At 63.9% G+C, this 14698-nt stretch carries 15 protein-coding genes; 6 read left to right on the top strand and 9 right to left on the bottom strand.

All coding sequences use genetic code 11. The features are described from left to right. Nucleotides 1–189 precede the first annotated feature (189 nt). Entirely contained in the window at nt 190–1617 is a 1428-nt protein-coding gene (locus FSY59_RS19950; protein WP_003054273.1) for an MFS transporter, read from the bottom strand. After that, complete coding sequence (locus FSY59_RS19955; protein ID WP_034400501.1) at nt 1610–2809, bottom strand: multidrug effflux MFS transporter; 1200 nt, start codon at nt 2807–2809, stop codon at nt 1610–1612. The genes FSY59_RS19950 and FSY59_RS19955 overlap by 8 nt, the downstream gene beginning before the upstream one ends. A gap of 325 nt (nt 2810–3134) precedes the next feature. Between FSY59_RS19955 and FSY59_RS19960 the strand changes: the two genes are divergently transcribed. Continuing rightward, the gene (locus FSY59_RS19960) at nt 3135–3620 is read left to right on the top strand and encodes a DUF1566 domain-containing protein (RefSeq protein ID WP_003054269.1); all 486 of its coding nucleotides are present in this window, start codon (nt 3135–3137) and stop codon (nt 3618–3620) included. Nucleotides 3621–3665: 45 nt separating this feature from the next. Here FSY59_RS19960 and FSY59_RS19965 read toward each other — a convergent pair whose 3' ends face one another. From FSY59_RS19965 to FSY59_RS19985, 5 genes are all read right to left on the bottom strand, one after another. Next, complete coding sequence (locus FSY59_RS19965; RefSeq protein WP_148729506.1) at nt 3666–4571, bottom strand: SDR family oxidoreductase; 906 nt, start codon at nt 4569–4571, stop codon at nt 3666–3668. Nucleotides 4572–4800: 229 nt separating this feature from the next. After that, nucleotides 4801–5817, bottom strand: a complete 1017-nt coding sequence (locus tag FSY59_RS19970; RefSeq protein WP_003054266.1) for an NADP-dependent oxidoreductase — start codon at nt 5815–5817, stop codon at nt 4801–4803. A gap of 135 nt (nt 5818–5952) precedes the next feature. Next, complete coding sequence (locus FSY59_RS19975) at nt 5953–6375, bottom strand: PaaI family thioesterase (protein ID WP_029158675.1); 423 nt, start codon at nt 6373–6375, stop codon at nt 5953–5955. 121 nt (nt 6376–6496) lie between these two features. Further along, the gene (locus tag FSY59_RS19980) at nt 6497–7288 is read right to left on the bottom strand and encodes an SDR family oxidoreductase (RefSeq protein WP_003054264.1); all 792 of its coding nucleotides are present in this window, start codon (nt 7286–7288) and stop codon (nt 6497–6499) included. A gap of 208 nt (nt 7289–7496) precedes the next feature. Next, nucleotides 7497–8213, bottom strand: coding sequence for a methylated-DNA--[protein]-cysteine S-methyltransferase (locus FSY59_RS19985; protein ID WP_003054263.1), 717 nt, complete (start codon nt 8211–8213; stop codon nt 7497–7499). A gap of 116 nt (nt 8214–8329) precedes the next feature. Between FSY59_RS19985 and FSY59_RS19990 the strand changes: the two genes are divergently transcribed. Continuing rightward, nucleotides 8330–8635 carry a hypothetical protein gene (locus FSY59_RS19990; RefSeq protein ID WP_003054262.1) on the top strand — a complete coding sequence of 102 codons (306 nt, stop codon included), beginning with the start codon at nt 8330–8332 and terminating at the stop codon, nt 8633–8635. On the opposite strand, the gene FSY59_RS19995 is transcribed toward FSY59_RS19990, so the two are convergent. Both FSY59_RS19995 and FSY59_RS20000 read right to left on the bottom strand, forming a co-directional pair. Then, the gene (locus tag FSY59_RS19995) at nt 8629–10191 is read right to left on the bottom strand and encodes a class I adenylate-forming enzyme family protein (protein WP_148729507.1); all 1563 of its coding nucleotides are present in this window, start codon (nt 10189–10191) and stop codon (nt 8629–8631) included. The genes FSY59_RS19990 and FSY59_RS19995 overlap by 7 nt on opposite strands. Before the next feature lie 40 nt (nt 10192–10231). Further along, complete coding sequence (locus FSY59_RS20000) at nt 10232–11008, bottom strand: crotonase/enoyl-CoA hydratase family protein (RefSeq protein WP_029158673.1); 777 nt, start codon at nt 11006–11008, stop codon at nt 10232–10234. 107 nt (nt 11009–11115) lie between these two features. Between FSY59_RS20000 and FSY59_RS20005 the strand changes: the two genes are divergently transcribed. From FSY59_RS20005 to FSY59_RS20020, 4 genes are all read left to right on the top strand, one after another. Beyond that, complete coding sequence (locus tag FSY59_RS20005) at nt 11116–11934, top strand: PaaX family transcriptional regulator C-terminal domain-containing protein (protein ID WP_019043653.1); 819 nt, start codon at nt 11116–11118, stop codon at nt 11932–11934. A 105-nt stretch (nt 11935–12039) separates the two neighbouring features. Then, the gene (locus tag FSY59_RS20010) at nt 12040–12996 is read left to right on the top strand and encodes a class I SAM-dependent methyltransferase (RefSeq protein WP_050871640.1); all 957 of its coding nucleotides are present in this window, start codon (nt 12040–12042) and stop codon (nt 12994–12996) included. Continuing rightward, entirely contained in the window at nt 12993–13994 is a 1002-nt protein-coding gene (locus FSY59_RS20015) for an alpha/beta hydrolase (protein ID WP_148729508.1), read from the top strand. The genes FSY59_RS20010 and FSY59_RS20015 overlap by 4 nt, the downstream gene beginning before the upstream one ends. 177 nt (nt 13995–14171) lie before the next feature. Further along, nucleotides 14172–14612, top strand: coding sequence for a nucleoside deaminase (locus tag FSY59_RS20020; protein WP_148729656.1), 441 nt, complete (start codon nt 14172–14174; stop codon nt 14610–14612). The last annotated feature ends 86 nt before the right edge of the window (nt 14613–14698 follow it).

A 14698-nucleotide genomic window follows, 5' to 3' on the forward strand; every position in this document is an offset into this window, starting at 1 on the left:
CCGCCTGCCATTCTTCTGCCACACAGGCACACAAGACATGCTGCGCCATCGACTTGGCGGCATCACTTTAGAAAGCCTTGGCAGCAAGGCTCCACCTCATAACGGACTAGAGCCGGCCCCCGCCGCACTGCGCAATCGATGGTCGGCTGTGCCATCAATATCAGCACGGCAGCCGCTCTTGCTGCCAAATCAATGCTGCGACTTGCCCGGGCGTACCCGCAGCATGCTGAAAACCCCGGCCAATGCCGCAAAGCCGCCGGCCACGGCCAGCGCCAGCAGTTCAGCATTGCCACCATGCCCGCCCGAGATGGCAAAGATGGTGGCCAGCACCACGGCACCCAGCGTCTGCCCTGTCATGCGGGCCGAGCTCAGCATGCCGCCTGCCGCGCCGCTGCGCGACATGGGGGCCGAAGTGACGATGGTGTGATTGTTGGGTGACTGGTAGAGCGCAAAGCCGCTGCCCGCCAGCAGCATGCGCCAGACCATATCCCAGTGCGCGACGTCGATGGGCATGGCCGCCAGCAGCCACAGTCCGCAGGCAAACATGGCCATGCCGATACCGCCCAGCAGCCCGTCGGGATACTTGCCAATCAGACGCCCGGCTACCGGGGCCGTGAGCATGGTGGCCAGCGGCCAGGCCGTGATCAGCATGCCGGCCTCCATGGGAGACAGGCCGCGAGCCTCCAGCAGCAGGAATGGCAGGGCCAGATAGGACAGCATCTGCGCGCAGAAGGCCGAGACCGAGCCGCACATCGACAAGCGGAACACGGGAATGCGCATCAGATCGACCGGAAACAACGGAGCTGTCCTGTGCCACTGACGGCGCAGATACACATAGCCGACCACCAGCCCGGCGCCCAGCAGCCACCAGCCCGAAGGCATCAGGGAACTGCCCGCAGCGCCCTGCCCCATGCGCACGCCCAGTTGCTCACCGCCCAGGAAAAGCAGGGTGAACATCAGAATATTGAGCAATACGTCAAGCGCCGCGATCGGCTCGCCATCCTTGCGCACCACGGGGTTGGCCGGCAGCGCCTTGCGTCCCATCCACAAGGTGATCAGGCCCAGCGGCACATTGATGGCAAACAGCCAGGGCCAGTTGGCGACCGACAGGATGGCCGCGGCCACCGAAGGCCCGGCCATGGACGAGGTCGCCACCACCAGCGAATTGATGGCCATGCCGCGTCCCAGCATGGCGCGCGGATAGGTCAATCGCACCAGCGCGGCATTCACGCTCATGATGCCGGCCGCACCCATGCCTTGAAACACACGCGCCGCAATCAGAGTGGCCAGCGAGCTGGCCAGCGTGGCCGCCACCGAGGCAATGACAAACACCGTCATGCCCAGCAGATAGATGCGCCGGTAACCCAGGCGCTCACCCAGTGCCGCCAGCGGCAGCAGCAGCACCAGACCGGCAAGCTGATAGGCGTTGACCACCCACAGCGTCAGCGCAGAGCTCGCCTGCAGCTCGCGCGCAATGGCGGGCAAGGCCAAATTGACGATGCTGCTGTCCAGCACCGACAGCGTCAGTCCCAGAATGATGACCAGCATGGCGCGGCCGCGTGCGCCATCGGGCAGGCCGTCGTAGGCGGCAGGAGTCTGGGCAGCGCTCTCAGTCATGGGCAACTCGGTGTACACGGCCCAGCGTGATCCAGGTCAGCGCCACGCCCACCAGGGCTCCGGTCGCCATACCCACCACCATGGGCAGGGGCTTGCCGTTGGAAAAATGCCCCACGATCTGCATGGCCGCCGCGCCGCTCAGCATCTGCAGCGTGCCCAGCAAGGCCGAGGCGGTTCCGGCAATCTCGCCGTGCTCCTCCAGGGCCAGCACCGAGGTCGTGGGAATCACCAGACCCATGAAGGCACTGGCGATGAAGTACAGCACGATCAGCACCGTCAGCTGCTCGCCGCCCAGCAGGTAATAGACCAGCAATGCAGCCATGGTCACGCCCGAGGCAGAAGCTGCGGCCTTGACCACATTGACCAGGCCAAAGCGCTGACCCAGCCGCCCCGTCAGTTGCGCCGCACCGATGAAGGCGATGGAGTTGAGTGCGAACGCCATGCTGTACTGCGTGGACGAGAGGCCGTAGTAGTTGATGAGCACAAACGGCGAGCCCGCCAGGTAGACAAAAAAGCCCGCCATGGCGCAGCCGCCGATGAACACCAGGCCCAGGTAATGCCAGTCACGCAACAGGCTCAGATAGGCCTTGAGTGCGCCGCCCAGGCTGCTGTCCAGCCGCGCCTCGGCGCTGCGGGTTTCCTCCACGCCGCGCCAGGTGGCGATCAAGCCCAGCATGGCTGCGGCGGCCACGACCCAAAACACGGCACGCCAGCCGGCCAGGGCAATCACGCCGCTGCCGGCCAGAGGTGCCAGAATCGGCGAGACGCTGAAGACCAGCATCAGCAGCGACATCATGCGTGCGGCCGCGTGGCCCGTATGCAGGTCGCGCACCACGGCACGCGGCACGGCCATGCAGGCTGCAGCGCCCAGACCCTGCACAAAGCGGAACCCCACCAGGGTCTCGATATTGGGTGCCAGCGCACATCCCACGCTGGCGGCGGCAAACACCGTCAGGCCAAAATACAGCGGCGGCTTGCGGCCCAGCATGTCGGAGACCGGGCCGTAGAGCAGCTGGCCCACACCGATGGAGAGAAAGAACGCGGTCAGGCTGGCTTGCACGGCACCGACCTGGGCATCCAGGCTGGCGCCGATCTGTGGCAAGGCCGGCAGATACATATCGATGGCGAAAGGCCCTATGGCCGACAACAGGCCGAGAATCAGAACCAGGCGCAGGGAAACAGAAGCTTGCATAGGGGTGTGATTGTCGTGGTAACTTGATTTATGTGCTGAGCAGGCGCTGGTTTCCTGCATGACGGTGCAGGCTCACGCCGGCCAGCCTCCCCCTCTACCTAAGCCGTCAATTACGAGGCTTTAGGCCCGGTCATCCAGGCCATGACTGCATGGACAGCCAGCACAATGGGCTCAACTACCCTTCCCTGCTATTGCCGTGATTGCTGCAAGTTTCTACCCACGTCTGCCCTTTTTACTGCTGACTGCGCTATGTCTGACGTCTCCGCCGGCCAGCGCGCAGCCCGCCGCAGCGGCCCCTGCTTTTCTGCCCTCACCGGATGGGAACATGGTGATAGACACGCGCGCCAAGCTGGCATGGCCCCGCTGCGCCGAGGGCATGAGCTGGAATGGCAAGACCTGCAGCGGCCAGGCCGAGGTCTTCAGCTACAAGCAGGCCATGACCCATGCCGCAGAACGCAACAAGGCCGAAAACCTGCGTTGGCGCCTGCCGCGCGTCAACGAACTCAAGCGCCTGCTCGACCGCAGCAGCAAGCCCCAGGGCCTGAACCCGGAACTTTTTCCCAATGCGCCGCGCGACTGGCACTGGACGGGCACGGCCGCCGTGAATGCCCAGCGCCTGAACACCTACAACTACGCCCAGGTGGACAAATCCAGCAGCATCTCCGGCCTCTCGGCCCAGCAGGCCTGGGCGGTCAACACCGAGACGCTGCAGGCCGTGCCTGATATGGGCAAGGGCAATGGCTTGCTGCTGCGCCTGGTGCGTCCGGCCACCGAGGCCGAGCTCGGCCCCCAGACTTCGTCCGCGCCATGAAAAAAGCCTTGCCGCTGCGGCAAGGCTTTTTCAGCTCCCTCACGCTCAGCCTGCGCGCAGCGCCGCCTTGAGGCTCTCGCCCAGTTCGGGCTTGTGCGCGAACGGATCCGTCGGGTTGCGGCCCTGCACCACATCCTCCAGACGCACCTGCACCGAGCCCAGGGCCTGCGGGTGGCTGTAGATATAGAACTGGCCCGACGCAATGGCATCGAACACCTTCTGCGCCACCTCGGTCGCCGTGACCTTGCCCGAGCCCACGGCCTTGTCGGTCATGGCCTGACCTATCTTCTGGCTGGCCGTCAAAGGCTGCGCCTCCAGGCCCTGGGGACGGTTGCGCTCGCTGTGACCTATGCCCGTGGGCACGAAGAAGGGGCAGAGCAGACTGGCGCTGACCTGGTCCGAGACCAGGGCCAGGTCCTGGTACAGCGTCTCGGTCAGCGACACCACCGCGTGCTTGCTGACGTTGTAGATACCCATGTTCGGCGGCGCCAGCAGACCGGCCATGCTGGCGGTGTTGACGATATGGCCTTCGAAGGCGGGATCGGCCTTGGCGGCCTCCAGCATCATGGGTGTGAACAGGCGCACGCCATGGATCACGCCCCAGACATTGACGCCCAGCACCCACTGCCAGTCGGCCACCGTGTTTTCCCAGACCAGGCCGCCGGCACCGACGCCCGCGTTGTTGAAGACGAAGTGCGGCGCACCAAAGGTTTCCTTGACTTCGGCAGCCAGTCGTTCCATCTGCGCCGCATCCGACACATCGACCCTGCGCGCCAGCACCTTGGCACCGGCAGCCTTGAGCTCGGCCTCGGCCTTGTCCAGCGCCTCCGGCTGCACATCGACCAGCACCAGATTCATGCCTCTGGCGGCTCCCATGCGCGCGCACTCCAGCCCGAAGCCAGAGCCCGCACCCGTCAGAACCGCCGTCTTTCCCACGAAATTCGTGATCATTCTTGTCTCCGGATATTTTTCTACGAATACACCCACGATGCAGAAGATGGACACTGCCCCAAAGAGAAACATCAAGCAAGGGCCTATGCCGGCCGCGCCGCCCCGCAGCGAGGATGTTGTCCCCCTTCACTAGCGCGCAGCGCGTAAAGAAAGGGGGCGCCCGGCTAGGGGAAGGCGCGGGGCCGCCCAGGCAAAGCGCCTCAGGGGGTGACTTTTCAGCCTCAGGGGGTCAAATCAGTTTCACCAGCTGCTTGCCGAAGTTCTTGCCCTTGAGCAGTCCCAGAAACGCGCCGGGCGCCGAGGCCAGACCTTGAGAAATCGTCTCGCGCGGCTTGAGCTTGCCGGCGGCCACCAGGCCGCCCAGCTCGGTCAGGGCCTCGCCCCAGACTTCCATGTGCTCGCTGACGATAAAGCCTTCGAGCTTGATGCGGTTGACCAGCAGCAGCGCCGGGTTGGCCAGTGGCAGGGGCTGGCCGTCATAGCCGGCAATCATTCCGCACAGGGCCACACGCGCAAAGGCATTGGTGCGCAGCAGCACGGCGTCGAAGATATAGCCGCCCACGTTCTCGAAATAGCCGTCGATGCCGTTGGGGCAGGCATCCTTCAAAGCCTTGGCCATGGTCTTGACATCGGGGTGCTCGCGGTAATCGATGCAGGCATCAAAGCCCAGCTCATGCACGGCGTAACGGCATTTCTCGGCACCGCCCGCAATGCCCACCACGCGGCAGCCGCGCGCCTTGGCCAGCGCCACAAAGGCGCTGCCCACGGCACCAGTCGCGGCACTGACGACCATGGTTTCACCGGCCTTTGGGTTGATGATCTTGACCAGGCCATACCAGGCCGTGACGCCCGGCATGCCCACGGCACCCAGATAGTAGGACAGCGGCACATGGGTGGTGTCGACCTTGCGCAGCGCGCCGGGCACGCTGGGGTCGAGCAGCGAGTACTCCTGCCAGCCGCCCATGCCGACCACCTTGTCGCCGGCCTTGAACTTGGGGTGGCGGCTCTCGACAATCTCGCCTACCGTGCCGCCCTGCATGACCTCGCCCAACGGCTGGGGTTGGGCATAGCTCTTGGAGTCGTTCATGCGACCGCGCATGTAAGGGTCCAGACTCAGATAGTGGTGGCGCACCAGCACCTGACCCTCGCCCACCGCGGGCAGCGGCGACTGCACCAGCTTGAAATTGCTCTCCACCGCCTCGCCCTGCGGGCGGTTGTCCAGAAGGATCTGCTGATTGACCGTCATGTTTCGTCTCCTGTTTGAAACTCAATTTTCATAGCTGAAAGCGCTTGATATACGTCACACCTACAGCCAATAACATACAAAACAACCATATGAAAGGCGGTAGCTGCTCATAAAAACAGAGCAGCCGATCTGTACTCAATCCGTGGGCAGGGCTTTCAGTCCGCCTTCGGCTGCAGGCCTGCGCTGCATGTACTTGAAAGTGCCTGTGGCCTGCACGCACAGGCGTCCTTGCGCGTCATAGATACGGCCTTCGGTGAAAGCCATGCTTCCGGTGCGATGCAGCAGCTTGCCCTGGCCTACCAGCGGTCCCTTGGCCGCCTGCATGAAGGAACTCTTCATCTCGATCGTGACAACCCCCTGCTCGAAGTCCACGCTGCGCGCGGCCACGGCCATGGTCACATCGAGCAAGGTCATCGATGCGCCGCCATGCGTGACGCCGAAGGAATTCAGGTGCTCGGGCCGCGGTGTGTAGCGCAGTTCGGATTCGCCGCTTTCCGCCTTGATCAGGACGAAACCAAGTTCATGCACAAAGGGAATTTCTGGACCAAATGACAACACCGCAAAACCTTTCAGAAGAATGAAGCGCCGCGCACCGCGCTGCGACAGCCAAGTCGTGAATATAAACACGCCGGACCGGCCCGAACTCCGGCGCGTGACAAAAACACGGCCAGGCCGGTCTTCAGCCTCCGACCAGGGCGCTCACCCCGCCATCCACCGCCATCCACTGGCCGGTGATGTGCTTGCCAGCATCGCTGGCATAGAGCAGCGTCAGTCCCTTGAGATCCTCGTCGTCACCCAGGCGGCGCAGCGGGGCATGGGAACGCATTTCGTCCTCACCCAGCGTCTCGATCAGCACGGCCGCCATCTTGGTCTTGAAAAAGCCCGGGCAGATGGCGTTGACCGTGATGCCGTGCTCGCCCCACTCGCCAGCCAGCGCGCGCGTGAAATTGATGACCGCGCCCTTGGAGGTGTTGTAGGCAATGGTCTTCATGCCCGTGGGATTGCCGCCCAGGCCGGCGATTGATGCCAGATTGATGATGCGACCGCTCTTGCGCTCCAGCATGGACAGGCGGGCGATCTGCTGGCTCAGCAGAAAATAGCCGCGCACATTCAGGTTCATCACCTTGTCCCAGGCCGCCGTCGGGTGGTCCTCAGCCGGGGCGCCCCAGCTGGCTCCGGCGTTGTTGATCAGGATGTCCACATGGCCGAGGCGCTGCACGGCCTCCTTGGCCAGGCGCGTGATATCGGCCTCGTCCGAGCAGTCGGCGGCAACCCAGTCGGCCTCTATGCCTGCGGCCTGGAGTTCGGCTGCGGCCTCTTCCAGATCCTTGGCCTTGCGCGAGCTCAGCAGAATCTTCGCGCCGGCCTCGCCCAGCGCATGCGCCATCTGCAGACCCAGGCCACGCGAGCCACCAGTCACCAGGGCCGTCTTGCCCGAGAGATCGAAAAGTTGCTGCACCGTACGTGTCATTCTCATGTCTCCTGTTTGTTTTCAAGGTTCAAACCGGGCGCGCAGTGCCTTGCAAGGCCTGCCCGTCAAAAGCTGCATGAATTGTGCGGGCGCCTCCGCCCCGGTGTTGTCACCTGCGTGTCGGCGCTGTCCCGCAGGTGGCAGAGCCCGCGCTGGCGCTGCCTGCAGGGTCTGCCGGCAGCAGCCCGGCAAATCGCATTCAGCGCCTTCAATCGGCAAACAGCGACTGTGTGCCGCCCCAGGCGCCACCTTCGATCTCCAGCATGCGCAGCTTGGTCAACGCCCCCTGACCGCCCGAAAAGCCGCCCGGTGCCCGCCCCGCCGCCAGCACGCGATGACAGGGAACAATCGGTGCAAACGGATTGGCGCCCAGCGCCTGGCCCACGGCGCGCGCGGCACCGGCCTCGCCCAGTGCCGCCGCCACCTCGCCATAGGTGCTGGTCCGGCCCGGCTCCAGGGCGCGCGTGAAAGCATAGACCCGGCTGTGAAATGCAGGCACGGCAAATTCATCAAGCGCGATCTGCTGCAGATCGGGCAAATCATGGGCCGACTCTTGCGCAAAGGCCTGGCGCAGATCGCCCAGCACGCCGGCAGCCACAGCCTCCGCGCTGGGTTGCGCCCAGCCCTGCTCGCTCCGCGAGCTCAGGCCGGCCAGCAGACACTGCACCCCGGCCATGGCCTGCAGTGCAAAACCCGGAACCGCGGAGATGGAGGTCACTGCGCCATAGACCGCAGGCCCGCGCTGCGGCTGCAGCGCATGACGTTTGGTCAGGCCCAGCAACATGCGCTCCCGGGTCTCGCCCCAGCTGGCCTCGGGCAGTTGCACGGCGCAGACGGCAGCGGCATTCCAGGCCAGTCCGCAGGTACCGATGCGCGTGACAAACAAGGCATGACCGGGAAAAGGCAGCGAAGCAGCGTGATTCATGCACACAGTCTACAGAGCGCAGTCTTTGGGGAGGCGTAAAAATTTTCCAGGAGCTGGATACAAAAACAGTTAATTACTGTATATTTAAACAGTCAAAACACTGTGGATATACGGACATGCAAGAAGCCCATTTCACCGTCTCTCTGTGCGACTACCCCGAACTGCCCGAGGACAAACGTCATCAAGCCGAGGCGCGCTATGCCCGCGTGCTGGCCCGCCAGCTCGGCGGGGAAGAACAGGTCGGCCAGGCCCTGTCTCTGGTGCAAGGCCTGGAAGACACCCCGCCCGAGGAAATCACCGATGACGCCAAACTCACCTTCCAGCGCTGGATGAAAGCCGCCCGCGCCGCTGCCGAAGCCGGCCTGCAAGGCATTGGCGGCACCGAAAGCTGTTTTTTCGATGTACGACGGGTAGCCTACTGAGGCTTGAGCCGCTCGCGCATGGCACGGCGGTTGAGCTTGCCCACCGCCGTCTTTGCAATCTCCTGCACAAAAATCACCTGCTGTGGTTTTTTGTACGAAGCCAGCTGCGTCGCCACATGGGCTACCAGCTCCTGCTCGCTTGACTGCGCCCCGTCCCTGAGGACAACCGCCGCAGTCACGACCTCGACCCATTTGTCATGCGGCAGCCCTAGCACCACGCATTCGCGTACCGCGGGATGGGTGAGCAAGGCATTCTCGACCTCCAGCGGATAGACGTTGTAGCCGCCCGTAATGATCATGTCGGACTTGCGATCCTTGAGATGCAGAAAACCTTGGGCATCGAGCAGCCCCATGTCTCGCGTGCGCACCCAGCCGTCCGGGGTAAAAGTGTCCTCATTGAGTTGCGGGGCGTTGTAGTAGCCGCGCACCGCCGACGGTGCCCTGACGGTGATCTCACCCGGCTCGCCCGGCGCCACATCCCGCCCCTGTTCGTCCAACAGTCGCAGCTCGACATCCAGACAGGGCTGGCCGCAGGCCGACCCCATGAGCTGAGGCGTGTGGTCTTCGGGCCTCAGAACCGCCAGGCACAAAGGCGCCTCGGTCTGCCCGTAGTACTGCCAGAAGCGGTGGGTTCCCCAATGCTCCATGGCCTTTTGCAGCACGCTGCGCGGCATGGGTGAGGCGCCATAGATCACATACTTGAGCGCCGAGACATTGACTCTGGTGAAATCCGGATGCTCCAGCAGCATCTGCAGCATGGTCGGCACCAGATTGATGGCGGTGATGCGCTGCGCCTGCAGTACCGCCAGAAACCGGCCCGGCTCAAAGCTCGAGACAATGACGGTACGCCCTCCGCGAAGCCAGAACGGCAGCACGAACACGCCACTGGCGTGAATCAGGGAGGCGGCATGCAGCATGGCGTCATCCGCCGTGGCCGGCAGCAGATTGAGCAGCACATTGCGGCAGATGCTGGCAAAAGATGCCTGGGAATGCTGGGCAGCCTTCAAGGTACCGGTGGTTCCGGACGTGAACAACGTCAGCACGATATCGTCGGGCTGCACCTCGATGTCCGGCCCTTGCGCGGGATGACGGCTAGCCAGCGCACCAAGATCCACGGAACCTGGCATGGCCGCACCAAGCCCCAGGCAGCAAAGCGCGGGCAGCTCGGCCTTGATTTGTGCAGCACGCTGCTCCAGGCCTGCCCCAAAGATCAGGTGGATGCAGCCTGTCTCCTGGAGCATCTTCACATGCTCAGCCACAGACAAGCGCGCATTCAGAGGCACACGATTGAGTCCGGCCTTGACGCAAGCGAAGTCCAGCGGCACGCTGAGCAAGCCATTGTTCAGCAGCAATGCCACGCGATCGTTTTGCTTGATCCCCTGTGAGTACAGGGCATGGGCAAGCTGGCTGCTCAGCGCGTCGACCTGGGAGAAACTGAGGCTTTCCTCTCCAAACACCACGGCTACGCGATCCGCATGCTGGCGTGCTCCGCGCCGTATTAGCTCCAGATAAGTGGGCTGTCTTGCATGCATGCCGCCGCACTGATGGCTCGACATCGTGATCTCCTCCTGTTTCAGCCTCAAGCCTTGTCAACGATCAGCGCGAAAACTGCCCATGACGCCCCTCGCCTCGGGTGAAGTGCGCTGCGCCGCCAGCGCCCTCCGCAGCCACCATCGGCACCCCTTTGCGACCCTCGCTGCGCAGGGCATCCGCAAGACTCATGTCCCACTGCGCGTAGGCAGAATCGCGATCGGTGCGCATGCACTGCTGGGGAAATGCGGCCAGTTGCTGCGCCAGCGCCCTTGCCGCTTGCAAAGCCTGCCCGGCAGGCACAAGCCGGTTCGCCAGGCCCATGGAAAGAGCCTCCTCGGCCTTGACGGGCCGTCCGGTCAAGATCATGTCCAGCGCCCTACCCATTCCCACCACCCGAGGCAGGCGCACCGTCCCCCCATCAATCAACGGCACTCCCCACCGGCGGCAGAAGACGCCGAACACACAAGACTCGTCAACCACGCGAAGATCGGCCAGCAACGCCAGCTCCAGCCCTCCTGCTACCGCGTAGCCACTGATGGCCGCAATCACCGGCTTGCTCAATTCAAGCCGTGTCGGACCCATGGGACCACCTCCACCGCCTTCGGAATCCAGTTCGTTGCGCAACCCGGGGTCAGCCACTGCCGCCAGATCAGCGCCAGCACAGAAATGCCCTGCGCTGCCGGTCAGCACCGCAACATGCAGTGCTTCATCGCGCTCAAACCGCAAAAAGGCATCGCGCAGCTCCTGGGCCATGGGCCGGTGAACAGCGTTTCGCTTGTCAGGCCGATTCATGGTGATGGTGCAGACTGGGCCATTGATTTCGAATTGCACAAACCGCATGCGTTGTCTCCTTTTTTGCTTGACGCCCATGCTAGTAAAGCTCTCAATATTTCTCCATCATGGACAAATCATGTAATGTTCTGCCAAGACGCCCTTGCGCTACAGACTTGATACTGGACCTGCTGGTGGCACGTGCGATTCCGCTCTCCGCCCGTGCCATCACCCAGGCAGCAGCCTTGTTCGGCATTGGGGAAAATGCGGTCCGCGTCTGCCTGAGTCGCCTGATATCGGCCGGTAAAGTGGACAGGCCCGGGCGTGGTCTGTATCTGGCGCGGCTCCAGCCCTCTCATCTCGCCCATATCGTGGACAACTGGCACCGGCGTGAGCAGTTGCGTCGGCCCTGGCACGGGCAATGGCTTGCGTTACAGGACGCATCCGCCTCCAAAGCGGACAAATCTCTATGGCGCCGTCATCAACGCGCGCTGGGCTTGCGCGGCTTTGCATCGCTTGGTCCTCAGCTGCATATACGCCCCGACAATCTGCGCATTACGTTCACCGAGTTCCAGGTCGAGCTGGAATCACTGGGCATCGCGTCAGGCAGTTGTCTGATGCAGATTCACCAGATTGACAAGCTGCACGAGGCCCAGGCACGCAAGCTCTGGAACACGCAGGCACTGGAGGCCGCCCACAAGCACTGGATCAGCGTGATTCTCAGCAGCCACCAAAGACTGGACGACATGCCGCTGCCAAGCGCAGTGCGTGAATCGCTGCTGCTAGGTCGCTCGGCTATAGCCCATCTGCTGCGGGACCCCTTGCTGCCGGAAGAGCTCATGCCATCACACTCCAGATTGAGCCTGGAACAAGAGCTGCGAAGCTATCAGCAACATGCCATTGAGCTCTGGTCCGCATGGCTCGATCAGAAAGGGGCACAGACCCTGTCCAGGGCCGACATTCACAATGCCATCCCTCAATCCAGCCAGAATTGATGCCAAGCCGCACAAAGACGCCCCTAACTGCATACACTGGCGCCCTTTTCATCACCAATTCGCAATGCCCTGGCTCCGGTTGCAGGGCTAGTTCTGCGCTCCCCCATGCAAGCCCTGCTCGATGCCATTGCCCAGATGCCCTTCCCCACCGATGCCCAGCGCATCTTTCATGGCCGTGGCGGCCGCTATCCGGGCTGCGAACAGATCTCGCTGGACGCTTTTGCGCCCGTCATCGTGCTGACCAGCTTTGCGCCCTTGGAAGAAGCACAGCTAAGCCGGATCGGTCAGGCGCTGGAGCAGCGCTGGCAGCAGATCGCCCCGGCAGGCCAGCCGCTGACCTGGGCCTTCCAGAGCCGCGAAAGCGGCGGCAAGGTCGAAACCCGCATCATGGCCGGCGAGCTGCCCGAGCCGCATGTGGTGACCGAGAACGGCGCCCGCTATCTGATCCATATCGCACGCGGGCAGAACCACGGCCTGTTCCTCGACATGGCCGCCGGCCGCGAGTGGGTGCGCCGGCAGGTGCTGGCCCATGAGCGGCCCGCGCGCATGAAGGTGCTCAACCTGTTTGCCTATACCTGCGCGTTCTCGGTCGTGGCCAAGCTGGCCGGCGCGGGCCAGGTGCTGAATATGGACATGAGCAAGGGTGCTCTGGCCACGGGTCAGCACAACCATCAGCTCAACGGCGTCAAGGCCGGCGCCAGCTTTGCTGCCCACGATATTTTCAGCAGCTGGGGCAAGATCAACCGCAGCGGACCGTACGATCTGATCGTCGTGGACCCGCCCAGCTACCAGAAAGGCAGCTTCATCGCCACCAAGGACTATGCGCGCCTGATGCGCCGCCTGCCCGATCTGCTGGTGCCGGGCGGCCAGGTCCTGCTGTGCCTGAACGCACCCGAACTCGGCACGGACTTCCTGCGCGGGCAGATGGCGGAAATCGCCCCCGAGCTGGAGTTCGTCGAGCGCCTGGCCAACCCGGCCGTATTTGCCGATGTGGACGAGGAGCGCAGCCTCAAGGTCATGGTCTATCGCGCACCGGCGCTGACTGAGGCCCCGCAGCCATGAACGACGGTACAGACAACCGCCAAGACCTGCCTCCGCAGCCCATAGATCCGGCACTGGGACGCATCTTGCAGCGCTTTGCCCAGCTCGATACAGACACGCCGACCCCGCAGCTCGACTATGTGGAACGCCGGCGCCTGCTCAGCGAACTGCAGGCCGGATTGATTCGCTCGGCACTGCCCGGCATCTCCAGGGCCGAGCATTTCCTGGCCGCCGAGGGCCGCGAGATCTGCATGCGCAGCTATCGCCGGCAAGGCTGTGGCAGCGGTCGGACGCTGGTCTGGCTGCATGGCGGTGGCTGGATGGTCGGCGATCTCAACACCCATGACGACCTGTGCGAGCATCTGGCCCAGTTCACCAGCCATGTGGTGCTGTCCGTGCATTACCGCCGCACGCCGGAGAACCGCTTTCCCGCACCGCTGGACGATGTGATGACCGTGCTGCAGTGGCTGAGCGACATGCGCGGGCTGCTGCCTTTTGCGGCCGACCAGGTCCTGCTCGGTGGCGATAGCGCTGGCGCCCATCTGGCACTGGCAACGGCGGTGCGCCAGATTCAGCACCCCACCGATGCGGCCCGCATTGCTGGCCTGCTGCTGCTCTACCCGCCGCTGCAGCCCGATCAGGACAATGACAGCATGCGCCGCTTTGCCACAGGCTTCGGGCTCACGCCCGCCGCCATGCAGCGCTACTGGCAGGAACTGGGCCGGCCCGAGGGCCAGGCCGCACAATGGCTGACGCCGGGCTGCAGCAGCGCAGCCATCGTCCATTTGCCGCCCACGCTTTTGATGACGGCCAGCCACGATATTCTGCGCGACGAGGCCGAAGCCTTTGCCCATCAGGCCAAGGCACTGGGCGCACCGCTGCAGCTTTTGCGCGCCCCGGCCATGGTCCACGGCTTTGCACGCATGCTGGCTGCCAGCCCGGCGGCACGCCAGCAGGTGGAGCTCGCCTGCTCGGCCTGGGCGGAACTAATGGGCCGTCAACGCCCTCTGAGCAAATAAGCTTTGCTTTCCAGACGGGTAGCGGCATGGCCCTGCAGTTGTACGCTGCAAGGCGCCGGGCGCCGCACCGCCCTCTTTCAAACACAACAGTTGCGGCGCTGATGCATCAGGCATCCGGCGCCTGCCGCCACAGCTTTCATCGCCATGAGTCCAACTTCCGCCACCCCACAACAACTGATGCGCCTGGCCGTGAACCTGGCCCATGCCAACCGCCTTCAGGGCGGCCGCCCGTTCGGCGCCGTGCTCGCCCAGGGAAATGAAGTCGTTGCCACCGGCGTCAACGAGATCATTGCCAGCCACGACCCCAGCACCCATGCCGAAATGCAGGCAATACGCGCGGGCACGCAGCAGCGCGCCAACCCCAGCCTGGCGGGCCTGTCCATCTATGCCAGCGGCCACCCCTGCCCCATGTGCCTGGCGGCCCTGGTCATGAATGGCGCCGAACAGGTATTCTTCGCCTTCGACAACCAAGATGCCGCGCCCTATGGCCTGTCCAGCGAGGATACCTACCAGCGCCTGCGCCTGTCGCTGACGCCACCGCCGCTGCCCATCACCCGCATCGACACCGGCATCCGCGCGGCGCAGCTCTACGGAGATGAGGCCTGGCCAACTGCCTGACCCTCCTCGCCGCCAAAAAACCACAACAACAAACCGGGCTGCCTAAGGCGACCGCACCGATGCACTGCACCGTCGGCAGCCTCAGC

Source organism: Comamonas sp. Z3 (assembly GCF_008121565.1).
Classification (GTDB): Bacteria; Pseudomonadota; Gammaproteobacteria; order Burkholderiales; family Burkholderiaceae_C; genus Comamonas; species Comamonas brasiliensis.

Coding starts and splice junctions, on each gene's coding strand:
- FSY59_RS19950 (WP_003054273.1), bottom strand. CDS start 1,617: ATGACTGAGAGCGCTGCCCAGACTCCTGCCGCCTACGACGGCCTGCCC.
- FSY59_RS19955 (WP_034400501.1), bottom strand. CDS start 2,809: ATGCAAGCTTCTGTTTCCCTGCGCCTGGTTCTGATTCTCGGCCTGTTG.
- FSY59_RS19960 (WP_003054269.1), top strand. CDS start 3,135: ATGGTGATAGACACGCGCGCCAAGCTGGCATGGCCCCGCTGCGCCGAG.
- FSY59_RS19965 (WP_148729506.1), bottom strand. CDS start 4,571: ATGATCACGAATTTCGTGGGAAAGACGGCGGTTCTGACGGGTGCGGGC.
- FSY59_RS19970 (WP_003054266.1), bottom strand. CDS start 5,817: ATGACGGTCAATCAGCAGATCCTTCTGGACAACCGCCCGCAGGGCGAG.
- FSY59_RS19980 (WP_003054264.1), bottom strand. CDS start 7,288: ATGACACGTACGGTGCAGCAACTTTTCGATCTCTCGGGCAAGACGGCC.
- FSY59_RS19985 (WP_003054263.1), bottom strand. CDS start 8,213: ATGAATCACGCTGCTTCGCTGCCTTTTCCCGGTCATGCCTTGTTTGTC.
- FSY59_RS19990 (WP_003054262.1), top strand. CDS start 8,330: ATGCAAGAAGCCCATTTCACCGTCTCTCTGTGCGACTACCCCGAACTG.
- FSY59_RS19995 (WP_148729507.1), bottom strand. CDS start 10,191: ATGTCGAGCCATCAGTGCGGCGGCATGCATGCAAGACAGCCCACTTAT.
- FSY59_RS20000 (WP_029158673.1), bottom strand. CDS start 11,008: ATGCGGTTTGTGCAATTCGAAATCAATGGCCCAGTCTGCACCATCACC.
- FSY59_RS20010 (WP_050871640.1), top strand. CDS start 12,040: ATGCAAGCCCTGCTCGATGCCATTGCCCAGATGCCCTTCCCCACCGAT.
- FSY59_RS20015 (WP_148729508.1), top strand. CDS start 12,993: ATGAACGACGGTACAGACAACCGCCAAGACCTGCCTCCGCAGCCCATA.
- FSY59_RS20020 (WP_148729656.1), top strand. CDS start 14,172: ATGCGCCTGGCCGTGAACCTGGCCCATGCCAACCGCCTTCAGGGCGGC.